This window comes from Thalassotalea hakodatensis (genome assembly GCF_030295995.1).
Lineage (GTDB): Bacteria > Pseudomonadota > Gammaproteobacteria > Enterobacterales > Alteromonadaceae > Thalassotalea_C > Thalassotalea_C hakodatensis.
The window spans coordinates 764,895-779,169 of the sequence record NZ_AP027365.1 but is presented as its reverse complement, the minus strand read 5'-3'; the positions used below and the strand labels follow the sequence as shown (position 1 = coordinate 779,169).

Here is a 14,275-nt window from a genome sequence, read left to right as displayed (position 1 = left end):
AATTATTTCAACCTAATAATTATTTCATTATCAGCAGAAGGTTTTTCCATATTGAGCAATTTTTCTGCCTTACTCTCAATGGAGCTGTGCTCTGCTAAACTGTTTTGTTCAAGTAACAAATTTCGCCACTCAATATCTAACTCATCTCTTTCAGTTAACAACACTTCCAAGTGGCTGGTGCTTTGTCGATTTAAGTGGGTAAAATAAATCACCGTAAACGCTGAAAATACAACAGCTAGTAACAACAAATACATCCAAATATGCTGTTTAATGTCATGCCAAACTTCAAACGCCAAAACCACTTTGGTTGACATGTTTACTCAGCCAACCGCGTTGCTACTCGCATAACAGAGCTACGAGAGCGCACATTTTCACCAACTTCATGTTTTGAAGGTTTTTGTCTTCCTTCTAAACGTAACTTTTTACCTTTATTAATTTCAGCTTCACTAACTGGCAAACCTCGCGGCACTTGCTTACCTTGTGAATGTTTTTTCATAAACTGTTTCACCAATCTATCTTCCAGCGAATGGAAACTAATCACCACTAAACGGCCGCCTTCAGCTAATACAGATAACGATGCGGCAAGTGCTTGTTCAATTTGCTCTAATTCACTATTGATATACATGCGGATTGCTTGAAAGCTTCGTGTTGCCGGGTGTTTTTTAATTTCACGTTGTGGCGCTGTTTTTTTAATTAACGCTGCCAACTGTCCAGTGGTAGTAAGGGGAGACTCTTCTCGACTGTCAACAATCGCATTAGCAATGCGCCACGCGTGCTTTTCTTCGCCAAAGGTTCTCAGCACCCAAGTGATATCTTCAACGTCAGCAATCGCTAGCCACTGTGCGGCAGTTTGCCCTCGTGTGGTATCCATACGCATATCAAGCGGTCCGTCGTTCATAAAACTAAAACCGCGTTCTGCCTGATCTAATTGCGGTGAAGACACCCCTAAATCAAGTAAAATGCCGTCTACTTTTCCTAACAGCTGTTCTTTTTCTGCGATTGATAACAAATCAGCAAAACCAGTGTGTTCGATAGAAAATCGCGGGTCGGCAGAATATTTTTCTGCAGCAGCTATTGCGGTAGGGTCTCTATCGATTGCTATTAAACGCCCTTGGTCAGAGAGCTTGGAAAGGATAAGTCCTGAGTGGCCGCCGCGACCAAAGGTACCGTCGATATAAATACCGTCGGGGTTAATCGCGAGTCCTGATATTGCTTCGTCAAGCAACACAGAAATGTGAGACTTATCAGTTTGCATTTTAAATAAACGCCGTTTTAGTTGTAATGAATTCTTTTGTTATAAAGACAGGTCGAGCAAGCGCTCTGTTAATTCAATTTCACCTGACTGTATTTTGGCAATGCCTTGCTGCATTTGGCTTTGCCATGCTTGTTCGCTCCAAATTTCGAACTTTTTCAGCTGACCGACTAACATCACGTTTTTGTCGAGACCAGCATGATTGCGTAACGGACCATTGATTAATAAGCGACCACTCTTATCCATCTCACAGTCTGACGCATTTCCCAGCAATACTTGCTGTAATAAACGTTCTTGTGGGTTCATACTCGAAAGCCCACAAAGTTTTAATTCAATTTCTTCCCATTCAGGAAGTGGATATAGCAATAAGCACGCATGTTGTATATCTACCGTACACACCATTTTTCCCTGACAATCAGCCACAAGCTCTTCACGATACTTTGTTGGTATCGTAATACGGCTTTTACTATCAAGCGTGATTGAACTGGTGCCTCTAAACATGCTGCCTTTTTTGTTTGAAGATCTACTAAGATCCACTTTTTTCCACTTTTCTCCACATTTATACAGTTTAGTGAGTCTAGTAAAGGTATGTCAAGCAAAGAATTGCTTATTTGATCTGCGTGATCAGCAATAAAATTGCGGGATAGAAGGAAGTTTATGTTTTTGTGGAGTTTTGTGGTTTTCTCGCCTAAATATTTAACCTAAATGGGTAAAATAACGCCTAAAGTTGAGCCATACTGGTGGCAAGGTGAAAAAATTGATATTCGTGAGGGTCAAGCATCACTGAAATTTTTTGATCTATTGTTAATAAAGTGTCGCTATAGAAACTAAGATCGTCAAATGATAAGTCGTCATCTTGAGTAATGCTACTTAACGTATAGCGATAGCCTTGTTCGGTAAAAGATACATGTTTAACCACACAGTTCGGTGCTGCAGAAGATAACGTTAAGTATTGCGGCTTTACCAATATGACTTGTTGTTGTTCGCTCATATCTATTTGATCGATACCAGTAATCTCACCAAGCGCAGAATATACTTTATTATTTTTACGTGTGATTGGTAACCAACTACCTATTTGTAGAAAATCAGCAACATGCCAACTTTTTGGCTGATCAAATACTGCTCTAGGTGTGCCGTATTGAATAATATTTCCTTGATGAATTAAGGCGATTTTATCGGCAAAAGAAAACACTTCATCTTTATTATGCGTGACGAAAATAGCACTAATATTTAATGACTTGAGTAAGGCGCGTAATTCAATCATTAAGCTATTTCGTAACCGCGTATCAATATTTGAAAAAGGTTCATCTAATAACAAAATTGAAGGTCTAACCGCTAATGCTCGTGCAATTGCTACACGCTGTTGTTGGCCTCCAGACAACTGATGCGGATACTGTTGTTCCTGCTCCGTTAATTTTAATAACGTTAATAATTCATCAATACGTTGTTGCTGTGCTTGTTTTGGCAATTTGCTGATACCAAATGCAATATTTTCTCTGACAGTCAAATGTGGAAACAATGCATAATCTTGAAAGATAACCCCTACATTACGCTTTTCAGCTGGCACAACTTGTGATGTGGTAATCGTAACACCGTCAATTTTTAATTGTCCTTTAGTAAAATCAACAAAGCCTGCAATCGCGTTTAACAAGGTTGTTTTCCCACAACCGCTTGGGCCAACCAACCCTAAAATTTCACCTGAATAGAGCGAAAAGTTCACATCAGAAAGTATATGTTTTTGTTGTAGATCAACGGATAAGTGTTGAACTTTTAATATTTCACTCAACGGTATTACTCTTTTTTATTAAGTACGATAATAGGTAATAAACCAAATAGTACGATGAATAAAGCGCCTATGGCCCCTTGCTCTAACCTTTCATCTGAAATCATTTGGTATACTTGGGTACTTAGTGTATCAAAATTAAAAGGTCGTAAAACCAAAACAGCAGGTAACTCTTTCATTGCTTCAACAAACACTAATAGCCAAGCTACCATGATGGAGGATTTTAATAACGGTAAATGTACTTTGAATATACTCCGCCATTTACTCACGCCTAAACTAGCAGGCGCCAGATCCAAAGATTTAGGGATTTTAGTAAGTCCGCTAGCAATAGTACCATTTGCAATTGCGGCAAAACGTGTCACTAATGCAAAAATAATGGCAAATAGGCTTCCAGACAACAGCAGCCCAGGCGTAGGTATTTCAAACCATTTTGCAACATCGTTCAGCCAATGATCTAACGGACCAAACGTAGCTAACATAGCCATTGCTAATACGGTTCCTGGTACAGCATAACCAAAGCCAGAAACTTGTAGTGGTATTGCACAATTTTTTACACCACTTAATCGGCGATATAACCCTAACAACACAGCTATCAATGTTGCCATTGTTGCAACATAAATCGATACCTCTAAACTATTCAAACCTGCCTGCCATAGACCCGCTAAGCTTGTTTGCTCAAAATACTGAACCGCCATATCGACTAATAAAATAAAGGGTAGAAGAAACCCTGCAAACACCAGAAACCAACAATAGATCCCTCCTATGATATGTTGACGGGTTGTCAGTGAAATACGCGCCTTACTGGTTTGTTTATCTTTTGATTGGTGTCGTTGATGAGCCCTTGCTCGATACTCTGCAGCTACCGTTAACAGCACCATAACCATCAAAATACTCGCGAGGGCGTTGGCAGTTGATAATTCGCCATACTCCAACCATGTATCGTATATTGCGGTTGTTAACGTATTAACTGCGAAATACTGCACCGTTGCAAAATCAGCCAAGGTTTCCATTAATACAAAGCTAGCTGAAATAGCAATTGCCGGTCGAGCGAGCGGAAGTGTAACCTTGAAGAAGCATTGACGTGAACTCAGGCCCAATGAACGAGCCGCCTTCACAAGTTGTTGATCTTGATACTCAAACGCTGTTCTTGTCAGCATATACACATAGGGAAACAACACTAAGGCGATCATCACTGCTGCCCCTGTTAAGGTTCTTAAATCAAAAAACCAATAGTCCGCTGGAGATTGCCAAGAAAAAAGAGCACGTAAATAGCGCTGTATAGGTCCCGCATAATCAAATAAATCAGTATATAAATAAGCAATTACATAGGCGGGCATTGCAAGCGGTAATAACAATAACCAACGTAACACCCCTCGAGTTTTTAGATCCGTTAAGCTAATTAATGCAGCACTAGGCACACCAAATAATATGACAAGTACAACTACATACACTGCTAACAATACGGTGTTTAACACATAATCAGGTAAAACAGTTCGCCATAAATGTAAAAAGGTATCGCTATTAGCTGCGATACCTGAAAAAAACATCACTGCTATTGGCGTCATTAACGCCAAAGCAATTAGCCAACTTGTTGAAGACCAAAAAGGGTATTTAACGCGAGAGATCACAAATCAAATTTAGCCTGATCTAGCAAGGATATTGCTGCTTTACGATGTTTTGCAATAGTAGTTAACGGTAGATCATCCGCTTTATAATTTCCCCAAGACGCAACCAACTCTGCTAATGGAACACCTTTTCTCACTGGGTACTCCATATTAGCTTCAGCATACATTTGCTGCGCTTGTTCTGAAATCAAAAATTCCATCAACGCAAGGGCGTTTTCACGGTTTGGTGCATGTTTTGCCATGGCTACACCCGAAATATTGATATGTGCGCCACGGTTATTTTGGTTAGGAAAATTAATATTAACCGCGTCAGCCCATACTTTTTGCTCTGGGTTAGTTAACATTTTTCCGAAGTAATAACTATTGCCTAAACTCAAATCACATAAGTTTTGATGGATAGCTTGAACCTGACCACGGTCATTACCTTGAGGTTTTCTCGCCAAGTTCGCTTTGAAACCTTTTAACCATTCAAGTGTTTTCTGCTCGCCATGTTCTGCTATCATCGATGCGACTAATGCAACAGTATATGGGTGCTTGCCACTACGAGTACAAATTCGTCCTTGCCATTTAGGATCTGCAAGATCTTCATAATTTACGTTGATATTACCTAAGCGTTTCGAAGAATAAATATTTCTAACACGCGTTGTTAACGCAAACCAAGTATCGTCATTCGCTTGAAGATGGGCAGGAACATTCGATTCCAATTCTGTTGATGAAACAGGCTGTATTAAGTTTTTATCTTGTAGGGCAACTAATCGGCTAATATCGGTTGTTAATAAAACATCTGCGGGGCTATGTTCTCCTTCACGCGCTAACCGTTCCGCCATCCCTTTTTTTGCAAATACAACATTGACTTTAACCCCTGTTTTTTGCGTAAACACATCAAAAAGTGGTTTTACCAAGTTAGCTTGCCGATACGAGTAAACATTTACTTCCTCACTAGCATGAACGAAGGTAAACGGTAAAAAGCAACCCGCTAATACCGTAAATTTTATCAGGGTGTTTTTTAACATAACAAGGTCTCAACAAATACTGGAAAAATGAATGCAGCAAGACTAATCAGATTAGCATGGTGAGTCAAGGTTTCTGAGAATTATTCTCATTTACTAACGTTGTATCACCATTTATTTTTGAATAACCATCATAGTATTGCCAATAAGCAAAAATATTGATCTCAATAGGATTAATTTTGACTAGGGTCTGTTGATGTTAAAAATTATGCAAACCGCATAATGTTAACTTACTTTGCTTTCTCAGCTAATACGGCTATCACCTCTGGCGACAAAGATTGTGAAGATAAATATTGTTTACCTTTATCGGTTTCTAATACCCAACCTTTCTCAGTCATTTTAATACAGTTGATATCTTGCCAAGCAGTATGTTGTTTGACACCCGTTAATGTGGTGGTAAAACCACGGTGATCTACGGTTAAATGTACCGTATTATTGGCCGCTTGACTCCACATTTGTCGGGTGATCCACCACGGCTTTTTGTATTTAACACTTAACGCTTCAACTAACCCCAAAATAAACAAAAACCAAGCGGCATAAGGCAAAATATCAGTAATCAGAATCAAAATTGCACCTATGCCGCTTAAAAGCATCGCTTTGCGGTACTTTTGCCAACCCTGCTCTTGTTGAGAAGACTGTTCAAAACATTCGGTATAATACGCTTTATCTAACTTATATTGCGTTTGAAAAAACAAATTGCCTGACATAGTAGTTACTTACATATTTTATTAGCGTTATTTTACCCATTGGCTGATTATTAAAACAATACTTTTTAATCACCCACTGTCATTTGCTGTTATAACAAACAAGCAGAAGTTAACCTTTACGCTTCGTTAGCTGATTCAGATAACTCGACAAAATCAAACGTAGTCCCTGATTGACCATATAAAATAACACTACATCCTTGCCAATTTTCAGGTATTTGCCACGTAGATTGCTCATTCACAGTGTAGGTATGGTATTTATTAGCGCAACGCACGTCCATTTTAGTCAGTAACCCAGAAACATTAACTATCGAAAAATTATTACGAACAGGGGTAAAATTCCAAAACGGTGCTTGATGTAACACCCCTTTGACCAAGATCGTTTTGTCACTCTTAATGGTATTGTGAATATTTTGCTCAAGTTGTTGGTAAGTTAACTTTTGCTGCTCGTTTAAAGGCATTGCTGTTAATGCATCTAAAAGCGTTAACGCTTTGTTTAATTGATTTAATTGCACAGCTAATACGAGTTTATTATGCGTTAACGCTAATTCATATTGTGCACCTTTGTCCTTACCGTAATTAAACTGAACCTTTGATAAATACGTGAGTTGTAATTGCTTATTATCGGTTGCTTTATTGTATCTGGCTTTTAGCAAATTCAGTAAATTGCTTTCAGACGCATAGCGATTATTAAACGACGACATTTCTTCGATATACTGCTCAACAGCCGTTATTTTCTTTTCTTCTAACGCCTCTAGTGCTAGGCGATATTTTTTCATAAAACGTCGACGAACGCCATCTTCCTCAGCTTTTGAAGACATTTTAAAATCAAGCTGAACAGTATTGACGCAACGTTGAATAGGTTCGCCATTTTCCATTGCGGGTTTATATTTCCAATGTTTTATTGCTTTTAAAGACTCCTGTTCGAAATCTTTGCTGCCGGATGAATCCAATTTCACGATGTTTGAAACAGATCCATTTTTTTCGATCACAAAACTAAATGTCGCCCAACCCGTTCTTCCTTGTCTTGCTGCAGATATCGGGTATTTAGGGTTGACGCGTTTAATAGGTATTGGTGCCTCAACTGTGCTCAAATGTGTTGCTAAGGCTTGATTTTCTGCTTGACTCGCCTGTACAAACCACGTTGTAAACATTAACACGATTGTTGTTTTTATACTTTTCATAATTACATCCTTGTTAACAGTTAGATAACCTTTCTCATATCAATTAAATGGGGTACAAAACCAAACTTTTCATAAGCGCGCATTGCGGGTTCATTTTGTGCAAACACACCTAAATGCAATATATTAACCCCTTGCGATATCGACCACTCTTCTAGGTATTGTAAAACCTGTTCAGCCACCCCTTTTCCACGAAGCGTTGGCGCAACATAAATGAATCCGATATAGCTCAAAAATCGATGCTGTAAATAAGGTTTTGCAGCTTTAAGTTTGGCATAACCGCTGGCTACGATTTGCCCTTGCAATGTGGCGACAATTAATACACTTTCATCACTCTTAATCAATTCATCAAGATTGTAATAGGTGACGGGTTCAGGTTTGAATTGGTTTTCAAACGGACGCTCTGCAGCTATCACACCTTGCTCTAACGTCTGTAATATTGGGATATCATCTTGGGTAGCAACACGAATGTTGAGTCCTTTCATAACAACTTCTTATCAATTTTTTTTATAGCGCTAAGCTTCCCAAACAATAAGAATAATTGCAACCTGAGAATATCAATAATAGTAGTCCCCTAAAATACCAAAATATATTTTAAAAAATTGATTTATCAGCAAATACTTGCACCTAGCTTTTACATAGATAAGATATCACAGTAGTATCATCAAAAATGGAGACATGTGTGACCGGTATTTTTAGCGATTCAAGCATTACTGAACAGCCCTTTGGGGCATTATCAACAGGAGAACCAGCCACGCTATACACCTTAACAAATAAGCAAGGCATGCAAGTTAACATCACCAATTATGGTGGTATTATTGTGTCTATTTTCACCCCCGACATTACAGGGCGTCTTGCCGACATTGTACTTGGTTACGATAACGTGGCAGATTACGAGCAAGATACTTATTACCTTGGTGCCATAATTGGTCGATATGCAGGAAGAATTGCCGAAGGTAAAATATCGCTTGATGGAAAACAATATCAACTAGCGTTAAATGCTCCAGACAGCCAATTACACGGTGGTCCGCATGCTTTAAACAAAAAGCTATGGCATGCAGTTGCTAAGCACGAACACCAAAACACCAGCTTAACGTTAAGCTATGTTAGCCCGGATGGTGAAAATGGTTACCCTGGTAATGTCACGATTAAGGTGGTTTACACTCTTGACGATCACAATACACTGTCTGTTGAATATTTCGCTGAAACCGACGCAACTACATTGCTCAATTTAACCCAGCATAGTTACTTTAATTTAGCAGGACATAACAGTGGTTCAATAGCGCAGCATCAAGTAGCAATTAATGCTGATCACTTCTTGCCTATGACGCCAACCGCTTACCCCACAGGGGAAATTTGTGAGGTATCAGGAACAGTACAAGATTTTCGTCAATTAACTTCCTTAAGTAAACATATTGACGGCGATGATGAACAAGTACAAATAGCGAAAGGTTTTGATAATTATTGGTTGGTAAACCCAGATGCTCAAACAGGTGAACATTACATAGCGAAAGTTGTAGATCCAGCCTCCGGAAGAACCCTTACCTTGTATAGTGATCAGCCAAGTGTCATTTTATACACAGCAAATTATATTGACGGAAGTCACACAGGAAAAAACAACAGTCGTTATCAACAACGTGCAGCTTTATGCTTAGAGCCACAACGAGCGAACAACATGAAAACAGGTGCTGACATTAACAATACCTTGTTAACCCCCAACACACCTTTTTATAGTAAATCACGGTATGTTTTTTCAATCGAAGCGTGATCAGCGATTAGTAGTAAAAAGCCACCTTCATAGGAGGTTGTTTAAAATTGACAATAAAAAAGCAGCCTAACAGCTGCTTTTTTGTACTAACTAGGTTTGTTTATAACAACCTTGCTAAAGCACTACCGATAACAATACCACTAGCGAATAAAATAATAACGGCACTGATGCCTCCTAAGGTTGCTAATGCAGATTGCTCTGCTGCAGTTAAAGATTTCCACCATGTTTTCATAATGACCTCTTACTAAACTAAATTTTGCACGAGAATAGTGACCAGTACACCGACGACAAGACCGCATACACCCGCTAATACAAGCGCTTTACGCTTATGTTGAGGTGTAATATCGACAACGTGCTCTACGACTTCGATTTGGCTCGTAAGATCTAATAACGTCGCTTGCTCTTGCTCAAATACTGAGGCTAATGCCATTAACGTCTCTTTCGAACTATTGCCATACCTTTCTACACGCTGAATGGTTCGTAGACTAACACCACAGGCATCTGCTAAATGTTGCTGTGTCCACGATTTATCAGTACGGAGCTGTTTTATTTTTTTTGCACTTATATCCATGTATAGCCTCTACTTGCAAACGTGTTCACAAAAACAACTTATTCATTATTTCAACACTCATATACCCTATTACGCCTCCCAATAAACCACAGAGCAGTAGCCAAGGTATTACTTTTTTATCTTTAAGTTGATAGTGTTTTTTAAGCACTTGTTTTTGCGTTGCTACATGTGTGCCATCAGCAATTAGAGTACAATGCACTTCACCGATTAATATCTTTGCCATGGTAACTTCAACTTCAACCATTCGATTGGCAATAGTTAACGCATGACAAGATTTCCGGCGTAAACTTCGCTGAGACAATATCAATTCATCATTTACATAGATGTTCTCTTTTCCCGATAGTGCTGAGCAATGCACATGGATGCGTTGTTCATCTAAGATGAAATGGAAATGGTAGCCATCTCGATAACCAACTTCTTGCATTGATTCATTCATATCCGTTTGGAGTTTTTCATTATTCATTTGATATCCTGTTGTTAATTCACTTCGAGAGCAAGTACATCACAAGCAAGTAAAATGGTCTGCGACATGCTTATGACAGGACAAGAATCTGACATATGACACTTAGTGTCACATTCTATATTCAATTGAAATTAAAGCAAAAAAAAAGCGCTGAGCGCTTTTTTAATATTAAACGTCAAGTAAACGCTTTATATCTTCGGTGGTTTGATCGATTCTTTTGACATCTATCGGTGCAATAAAAATAGTATCATCACCCGCTAAAGTACCTAAAATACCTGCAGACTCTCCCATGCTGTCTAGCATACGAGAAATGAGTGGTGCACCGCCAATGCCTGTTTTAACAATAATTTGCATGTTGTTGTGTTTTACACTGGCAACCACAGATTGAATCGCTTGACGAGATTTTGGAATAGCTAATTCATCAGGAAGAATATAGACCACTTGATCGCTAGCGTTACGCATTTTAACGGCGCCAAGTTTAGATAACAAACGCGAAATTTTAGCTTGAGACATATTTTTAAAGCCTTGCTCAGCAAGTGCCGCTGCAAGTTGACCTTGAGAGCCGTAACATTGCTCTTTTAATAAACTTTTAAAGGCTATAATTAATTCAGCTTCATTTTTCTTGCGTATAGATGTCATTATCTGTCTTTGTTCAAGTAAGTGTATTAGCGAATATTTTAACGACTTTTTAGCGTTAGTCCTATCTTTTATTCATTCTTTTTGTAGTTTACACCTCTTACACAGGCTGAATACTGCCTTGCTTGATAAATATAAATATTATAAAACCGTGAATATTTATGCAGCCAGATTGTAATGACCCCGTGCTTACTTTAAGGTATATAAAATCATTGCTTTTTAACCATCTCTATATGAACATGCGCTTTACTCTTTTAGCTGTGCTTTTATTGCTGTTCAGCTGCCAGCAAATACCAGCGATTAATGAAAAATCAGAACCTTCTCACATCAGGCGTGCAGAGCCTTCAAACTTTGGTGTACATGAACATCGAGCTAAAACGTTCCCTCAGCATTATATACTAGAAGGTCGTTACACAAATAAAACCGTTTCGCTTACCTTTGATGATGGCCCTTCGCACCATACCATCGCGTTGCTAAAGATACTCAAAAAACACCGAATTCACGCAACGTTTTTTATGCTGGGTGATCAAATGCAACAATATCCTGACATTGTTACTCAAGTGCTCAACGACGGTCATGAAATTGCAAATCATTCATGGGATCATGACGATATGCTCAATTACCCTAATCTTGATGAATTTTGGCGTCAGCAAATCAATAAACAACGCAAAATCAGTCAGTCTATTTCGGGTAAAACACCACTATTATTTAGGCCTCCTTTTGGCCGAATTTCTGATCAACAAGTGCAATTCCTTGCCGAGCGTAATATTAAAACCATTATCTGGTCGATAGACACTCAAGACTGGAATGAAAAAACAAATTCAGTTACCAATTTAGTGAGCTCTGCAACTGAATTTATGCACCCAGAAGCGATCATTCTTATGCATGATGGTGGCGGAAACCGTAAAAACACCATTGACGCTTTAGACAACATTATTTCACACTACCTGGCAAACAATTATACCTTCGTCACCGTTTCAACGTTGCTTAACACGCCTGCCTATGAGAATGATCTGATCAACGAATAATATTCCATATTAATAAAACGCTTGTATACCTGTTTGCGCACGGCCTAAAATTAACGCGTGCACGTCATGTGTGCCCTCGTAAGTATTCACAGCTTCTAAATTCATCATATGGCGAATGACATGATATTCATCAGCAATGCCATTACCACCGTGCATATCCCTAGCGGCACGAGCAATATCTAATGCTTTACCACAAGAGTTTCGTTTTACTAACGAAATTGCTTGTGGTGCTAATTGTTGGCTATCCATTAAACGACCCGTTTGTAAAACAGCAAGCAAAGCGGTGGTAATGTCAGTTTGCATATCGGCTAGTTTTCTTTGAATTAACTGTGTTGCTGCTAATGGTTTACCAAATTGCTCACGATCTAATGTATATTGTCTGGCCGCGTGCCAGCAAAATTCAGCAGCGCCTAACGCTCCCCAAGCAATACCAAAACGTGCTTTATTTAGGCAACCAAAAGGGCCTGAAAGTCCAGAAGCTTTTGGCAGCATTTGTTGCTCTTCAACAAACACATTGTCCATGATAATTTCACCCGTGCTCGATGCCCGTAATGAAAACTTACCGTCTATTTTAGCCGTTGAAAGCCCAGGCATGCCTTTTTCTAAAATAAAACCCTTAATGTCGCCAGCAAGCTTAGCCCAAACAATAAAAACATCAGCGATTGGGGCATTTGTGATCCACATTTTGTTACCCGTAATACGGTATCCACCAGATACTTTTTCAGCTCTGGTTGTTAAACTTGCAGGGTCAGATCCAGAATTAGGCTCAGTTAATCCGAAGCAGCCTATCATTTTTCCAGTTGCAAGCTGTGGTAAATATTTTTGCTTTTGAGCTTCATTCCCATAAGCAAAAATAGGATGCATCACGAGTGAAGACTGCACGCTCATAGCGCTGCGGTAACCACTATCAACCCGCTCAATTTCGCGAGCAATTAAACCATAACTGACATTATTTGTTTCTGCGCCACCATATTTTGCAGGTAAGGTACATCCAAGTAATCCAAGTTCACCCAATTCTTGCATAATACTCACATCGAAAACTTCGTTGCGATTTGCCTGCAAAATTCTAGGCATTAATGACTTTTGGCAATATTGTTGCGCAGTATCACGAATCAGCCTCTCTTCCTCAGAAAGCATCGCATCAAACAGTAACGGATCTTGCCAATTAAAACATGGTGTATTCATGCTAAATCTCTCTTTTAGAGCTATTACAACTCAGTGTGCATTCCAATTTACAACGTAAGGTTACGCAAACGTTCATTAAAGGTAAAATATAGTTTTTATCTAACTGCTATAGCTTTAAACTATAGCAAATGATGACACATGAGAATGGCATGGATTTAAAACAATTAAAGTATTTTGTCGCTGTTTATGAACATCGCAGCTTTAACGCCGCAGCAAAAGCTTGCTTTATTGCTCAGCCGTCTATTTCAAACGCTGTTGCACAGTTAGAGCGTGAATTACAACAAGGGTTATTTACTCGTCAGTCAACAGGAGTTTGTCCCACACAAGAAGGTAAACAACTTTACCCTATGGCTAAACAATTACTTGGCCAAGCACAAGCCATAAAAACCAGTTTTAACCAACAAACCATTAAAAGTGAATTCTCACTTGGCGTAACGAAAGGCTTAGGCGTAGAACGTATGAGCCAGCTGCTTAAGGCATTTATTTCTAAAGAGCCTTCTATGTCACTCACACTAGTGCCTCAAGATGCGCAATGCCATGCTAGAATCATCACAAAAGAAGAGCTAATCTCCGCTGAAAATTTTATCACAATTTGGCAAGAACGTTTTGTTATCGCATTACCTCATAATCATCCTCTTGCACTTAAAAATGAAATCACCATAGCAGACTTTCATCAAATAGACTTTATTCAACGTGTCCCTTGTTCCGCATGGCAAACACTTTCATCAACGTTAACAAAAGCAAGTATTTATCCTCGAATAAGGGCAAATATTCAAACGATTGATTATGCAATAGGGTTAGTAAGAGCTGGGCTTGGCGGGGCAATTGTCCCTGCGCATAAAGAAATCACCGAATTACCCGATATCTGTTTTAAAACAGTACAAGGTTTAGCGTTAACACGAGAAGTTGTACTTGCCTTTCAACAAGCTTCGCCATTGCTGACCAGTTTACAGTCAACAATTCAGAGCATGAAGAGCACAAGTTAGCATTTTGTACCTTTGTAAATAGCGTACTTGAGCAGATAAACCATTATGCGCATTCAACAATGCTAATTTTATTTACAATTTTT

At 39.0% G+C, this 14,275-nt stretch carries 17 protein-coding genes; 3 read left to right on the top strand and 14 right to left on the bottom strand.

The genetic code is table 11. The annotated features are described in order from the left end of the window. Window positions 1-2: 2 nt before the first annotated feature. From ftsL to QUE72_RS03270, 9 genes are all read right to left on the bottom strand, one after another. Window positions 3-314 carry a cell division protein FtsL gene (gene ftsL / locus QUE72_RS03310; protein WP_074498229.1) on the bottom strand — a complete coding sequence of 104 codons (312 nt, stop codon included), beginning with the start codon at window positions 312-314 and terminating at the stop codon, window positions 3-5. Between the two features lie 2 nt (window positions 315-316). Beyond that, the gene (gene rsmH / locus QUE72_RS03305) at window positions 317-1,255 is read right to left on the bottom strand and encodes a 16S rRNA (cytosine(1402)-N(4))-methyltransferase RsmH (protein WP_286271540.1); all 939 of its coding nucleotides are present in this window, start codon (window positions 1,253-1,255) and stop codon (window positions 317-319) included. Between the two features lie 39 nt (window positions 1,256-1,294). Continuing rightward, window positions 1,295-1,753, bottom strand: a complete 459-nt coding sequence (gene mraZ, locus QUE72_RS03300) for a division/cell wall cluster transcriptional repressor MraZ (RefSeq protein WP_074498224.1) — start codon at window positions 1,751-1,753, stop codon at window positions 1,295-1,297. Window positions 1,754-1,973: 220 nt separating this feature from the next. Next, window positions 1,974-3,038, bottom strand: coding sequence for an ABC transporter ATP-binding protein (locus QUE72_RS03295; RefSeq protein ID WP_286271538.1), 1,065 nt, complete (start codon window positions 3,036-3,038; stop codon window positions 1,974-1,976). Between the two features lie 5 nt (window positions 3,039-3,043). Next, window positions 3,044-4,663 (bottom strand): ABC transporter permease, encoded by a 1,620-nt coding sequence (locus QUE72_RS03290; protein WP_286271537.1) that lies wholly within the window; start codon window positions 4,661-4,663, stop codon window positions 3,044-3,046. Then, complete coding sequence (locus tag QUE72_RS03285) at window positions 4,660-5,673, bottom strand: Fe(3+) ABC transporter substrate-binding protein (RefSeq protein ID WP_286271535.1); 1,014 nt, start codon at window positions 5,671-5,673, stop codon at window positions 4,660-4,662. The genes QUE72_RS03290 and QUE72_RS03285 overlap by 4 nt, the downstream gene beginning before the upstream one ends. 227 nt (window positions 5,674-5,900) lie before the next feature. Next, a complete protein-coding gene (locus tag QUE72_RS03280; RefSeq protein WP_286271534.1) occupies window positions 5,901-6,377 on the bottom strand; it encodes a YcxB family protein in 477 nt (158 codons plus the stop codon). Between the two features lie 116 nt (window positions 6,378-6,493). Further along, complete coding sequence (locus QUE72_RS03275) at window positions 6,494-7,558, bottom strand: energy transducer TonB (RefSeq protein ID WP_286271533.1); 1,065 nt, start codon at window positions 7,556-7,558, stop codon at window positions 6,494-6,496. Window positions 7,559-7,578: 20 nt separating this feature from the next. Beyond that, the gene (locus QUE72_RS03270) at window positions 7,579-8,040 is read right to left on the bottom strand and encodes a GNAT family N-acetyltransferase (protein ID WP_286271531.1); all 462 of its coding nucleotides are present in this window, start codon (window positions 8,038-8,040) and stop codon (window positions 7,579-7,581) included. A gap of 197 nt (window positions 8,041-8,237) precedes the next feature. Between QUE72_RS03270 and QUE72_RS03265 the strand changes: the two genes are divergently transcribed. Continuing rightward, window positions 8,238-9,323, top strand: a complete 1,086-nt coding sequence (locus tag QUE72_RS03265; protein ID WP_286271529.1) for an aldose epimerase family protein — start codon at window positions 8,238-8,240, stop codon at window positions 9,321-9,323. Window positions 9,324-9,423: 100 nt separating this feature from the next. Here the strand turns inward: QUE72_RS03265 and QUE72_RS03260 are convergent, their stop codons facing one another. The 4 genes from QUE72_RS03260 to argR all read right to left on the bottom strand — a co-directional run bounded on the left by QUE72_RS03260 (window position 9,424) and on the right by argR (window position 10,996). Continuing rightward, complete coding sequence (locus QUE72_RS03260; protein ID WP_286271527.1) at window positions 9,424-9,555, bottom strand: hypothetical protein; 132 nt, start codon at window positions 9,553-9,555, stop codon at window positions 9,424-9,426. A gap of 12 nt (window positions 9,556-9,567) precedes the next feature. After that, on the bottom strand, window positions 9,568-9,894 hold the full coding sequence (locus tag QUE72_RS03255) for a helix-turn-helix domain-containing protein (protein WP_074498205.1): 327 nt from the start codon (window positions 9,892-9,894) through the stop codon (window positions 9,568-9,570). Window positions 9,895-9,919: 25 nt separating this feature from the next. Further along, complete coding sequence (locus QUE72_RS03250; protein WP_074498203.1) at window positions 9,920-10,357, bottom strand: hypothetical protein; 438 nt, start codon at window positions 10,355-10,357, stop codon at window positions 9,920-9,922. Between the two features lie 168 nt (window positions 10,358-10,525). Continuing rightward, a complete protein-coding gene (argR, locus tag QUE72_RS03245) occupies window positions 10,526-10,996 on the bottom strand; it encodes a transcriptional regulator ArgR (protein ID WP_074498200.1) in 471 nt (156 codons plus the stop codon). A gap of 230 nt (window positions 10,997-11,226) precedes the next feature. On the opposite strand from argR, the gene QUE72_RS03240 reads away from it, so the two are divergent. Beyond that, the gene (locus QUE72_RS03240) at window positions 11,227-12,021 is read left to right on the top strand and encodes a polysaccharide deacetylase family protein (protein ID WP_286271520.1); all 795 of its coding nucleotides are present in this window, start codon (window positions 11,227-11,229) and stop codon (window positions 12,019-12,021) included. Window positions 12,022-12,030: 9 nt separating this feature from the next. Here the strand turns inward: QUE72_RS03240 and QUE72_RS03235 are convergent, their stop codons facing one another. After that, window positions 12,031-13,206, bottom strand: a complete 1,176-nt coding sequence (locus QUE72_RS03235) for an acyl-CoA dehydrogenase (protein ID WP_074498195.1) — start codon at window positions 13,204-13,206, stop codon at window positions 12,031-12,033. Between the two features lie 149 nt (window positions 13,207-13,355). Between QUE72_RS03235 and QUE72_RS03230 the strand changes: the two genes are divergently transcribed. Further along, complete coding sequence (locus QUE72_RS03230; protein WP_074498192.1) at window positions 13,356-14,192, top strand: LysR family transcriptional regulator; 837 nt, start codon at window positions 13,356-13,358, stop codon at window positions 14,190-14,192. The last annotated feature ends 83 nt before the right edge of the window (window positions 14,193-14,275 follow it).

What these genes read in the sequence shown, in the direction of transcription:
- QUE72_RS03275 (WP_286271533.1), bottom strand. Translation starts at nt 7,558, where the DNA reads ATGAAAAGTATAAAAACAACAATCGTGTTAATGTTTACAACGTGGTTT.
- QUE72_RS03270 (WP_286271531.1), bottom strand. Translation starts at nt 8,040, where the DNA reads ATGAAAGGACTCAACATTCGTGTTGCTACCCAAGATGATATCCCAATA.
- QUE72_RS03285 (WP_286271535.1), bottom strand. Translation starts at nt 5,673, where the DNA reads ATGTTAAAAAACACCCTGATAAAATTTACGGTATTAGCGGGTTGCTTT.
- mraZ (WP_074498224.1), bottom strand. Translation starts at nt 1,753, where the DNA reads ATGTTTAGAGGCACCAGTTCAATCACGCTTGATAGTAAAAGCCGTATT.
- QUE72_RS03250 (WP_074498203.1), bottom strand. Translation starts at nt 10,357, where the DNA reads ATGAATAATGAAAAACTCCAAACGGATATGAATGAATCAATGCAAGAA.
- argR (WP_074498200.1), bottom strand. Translation starts at nt 10,996, where the DNA reads ATGACATCTATACGCAAGAAAAATGAAGCTGAATTAATTATAGCCTTT.
- QUE72_RS03235 (WP_074498195.1), bottom strand. Translation starts at nt 13,206, where the DNA reads ATGAATACACCATGTTTTAATTGGCAAGATCCGTTACTGTTTGATGCG.
- QUE72_RS03240 (WP_286271520.1), top strand. Translation starts at nt 11,227, where the DNA reads ATGAACATGCGCTTTACTCTTTTAGCTGTGCTTTTATTGCTGTTCAGC.
- QUE72_RS03260 (WP_286271527.1), bottom strand. Translation starts at nt 9,555, where the DNA reads ATGAAAACATGGTGGAAATCTTTAACTGCAGCAGAGCAATCTGCATTA.
- QUE72_RS03230 (WP_074498192.1), top strand. Translation starts at nt 13,356, where the DNA reads ATGGATTTAAAACAATTAAAGTATTTTGTCGCTGTTTATGAACATCGC.
- ftsL (WP_074498229.1), bottom strand. Translation starts at nt 314, where the DNA reads ATGTCAACCAAAGTGGTTTTGGCGTTTGAAGTTTGGCATGACATTAAA.
- QUE72_RS03280 (WP_286271534.1), bottom strand. Translation starts at nt 6,377, where the DNA reads ATGTCAGGCAATTTGTTTTTTCAAACGCAATATAAGTTAGATAAAGCG.
- rsmH (WP_286271540.1), bottom strand. Translation starts at nt 1,255, where the DNA reads ATGCAAACTGATAAGTCTCACATTTCTGTGTTGCTTGACGAAGCAATA.
- QUE72_RS03255 (WP_074498205.1), bottom strand. Translation starts at nt 9,894, where the DNA reads ATGGATATAAGTGCAAAAAAAATAAAACAGCTCCGTACTGATAAATCG.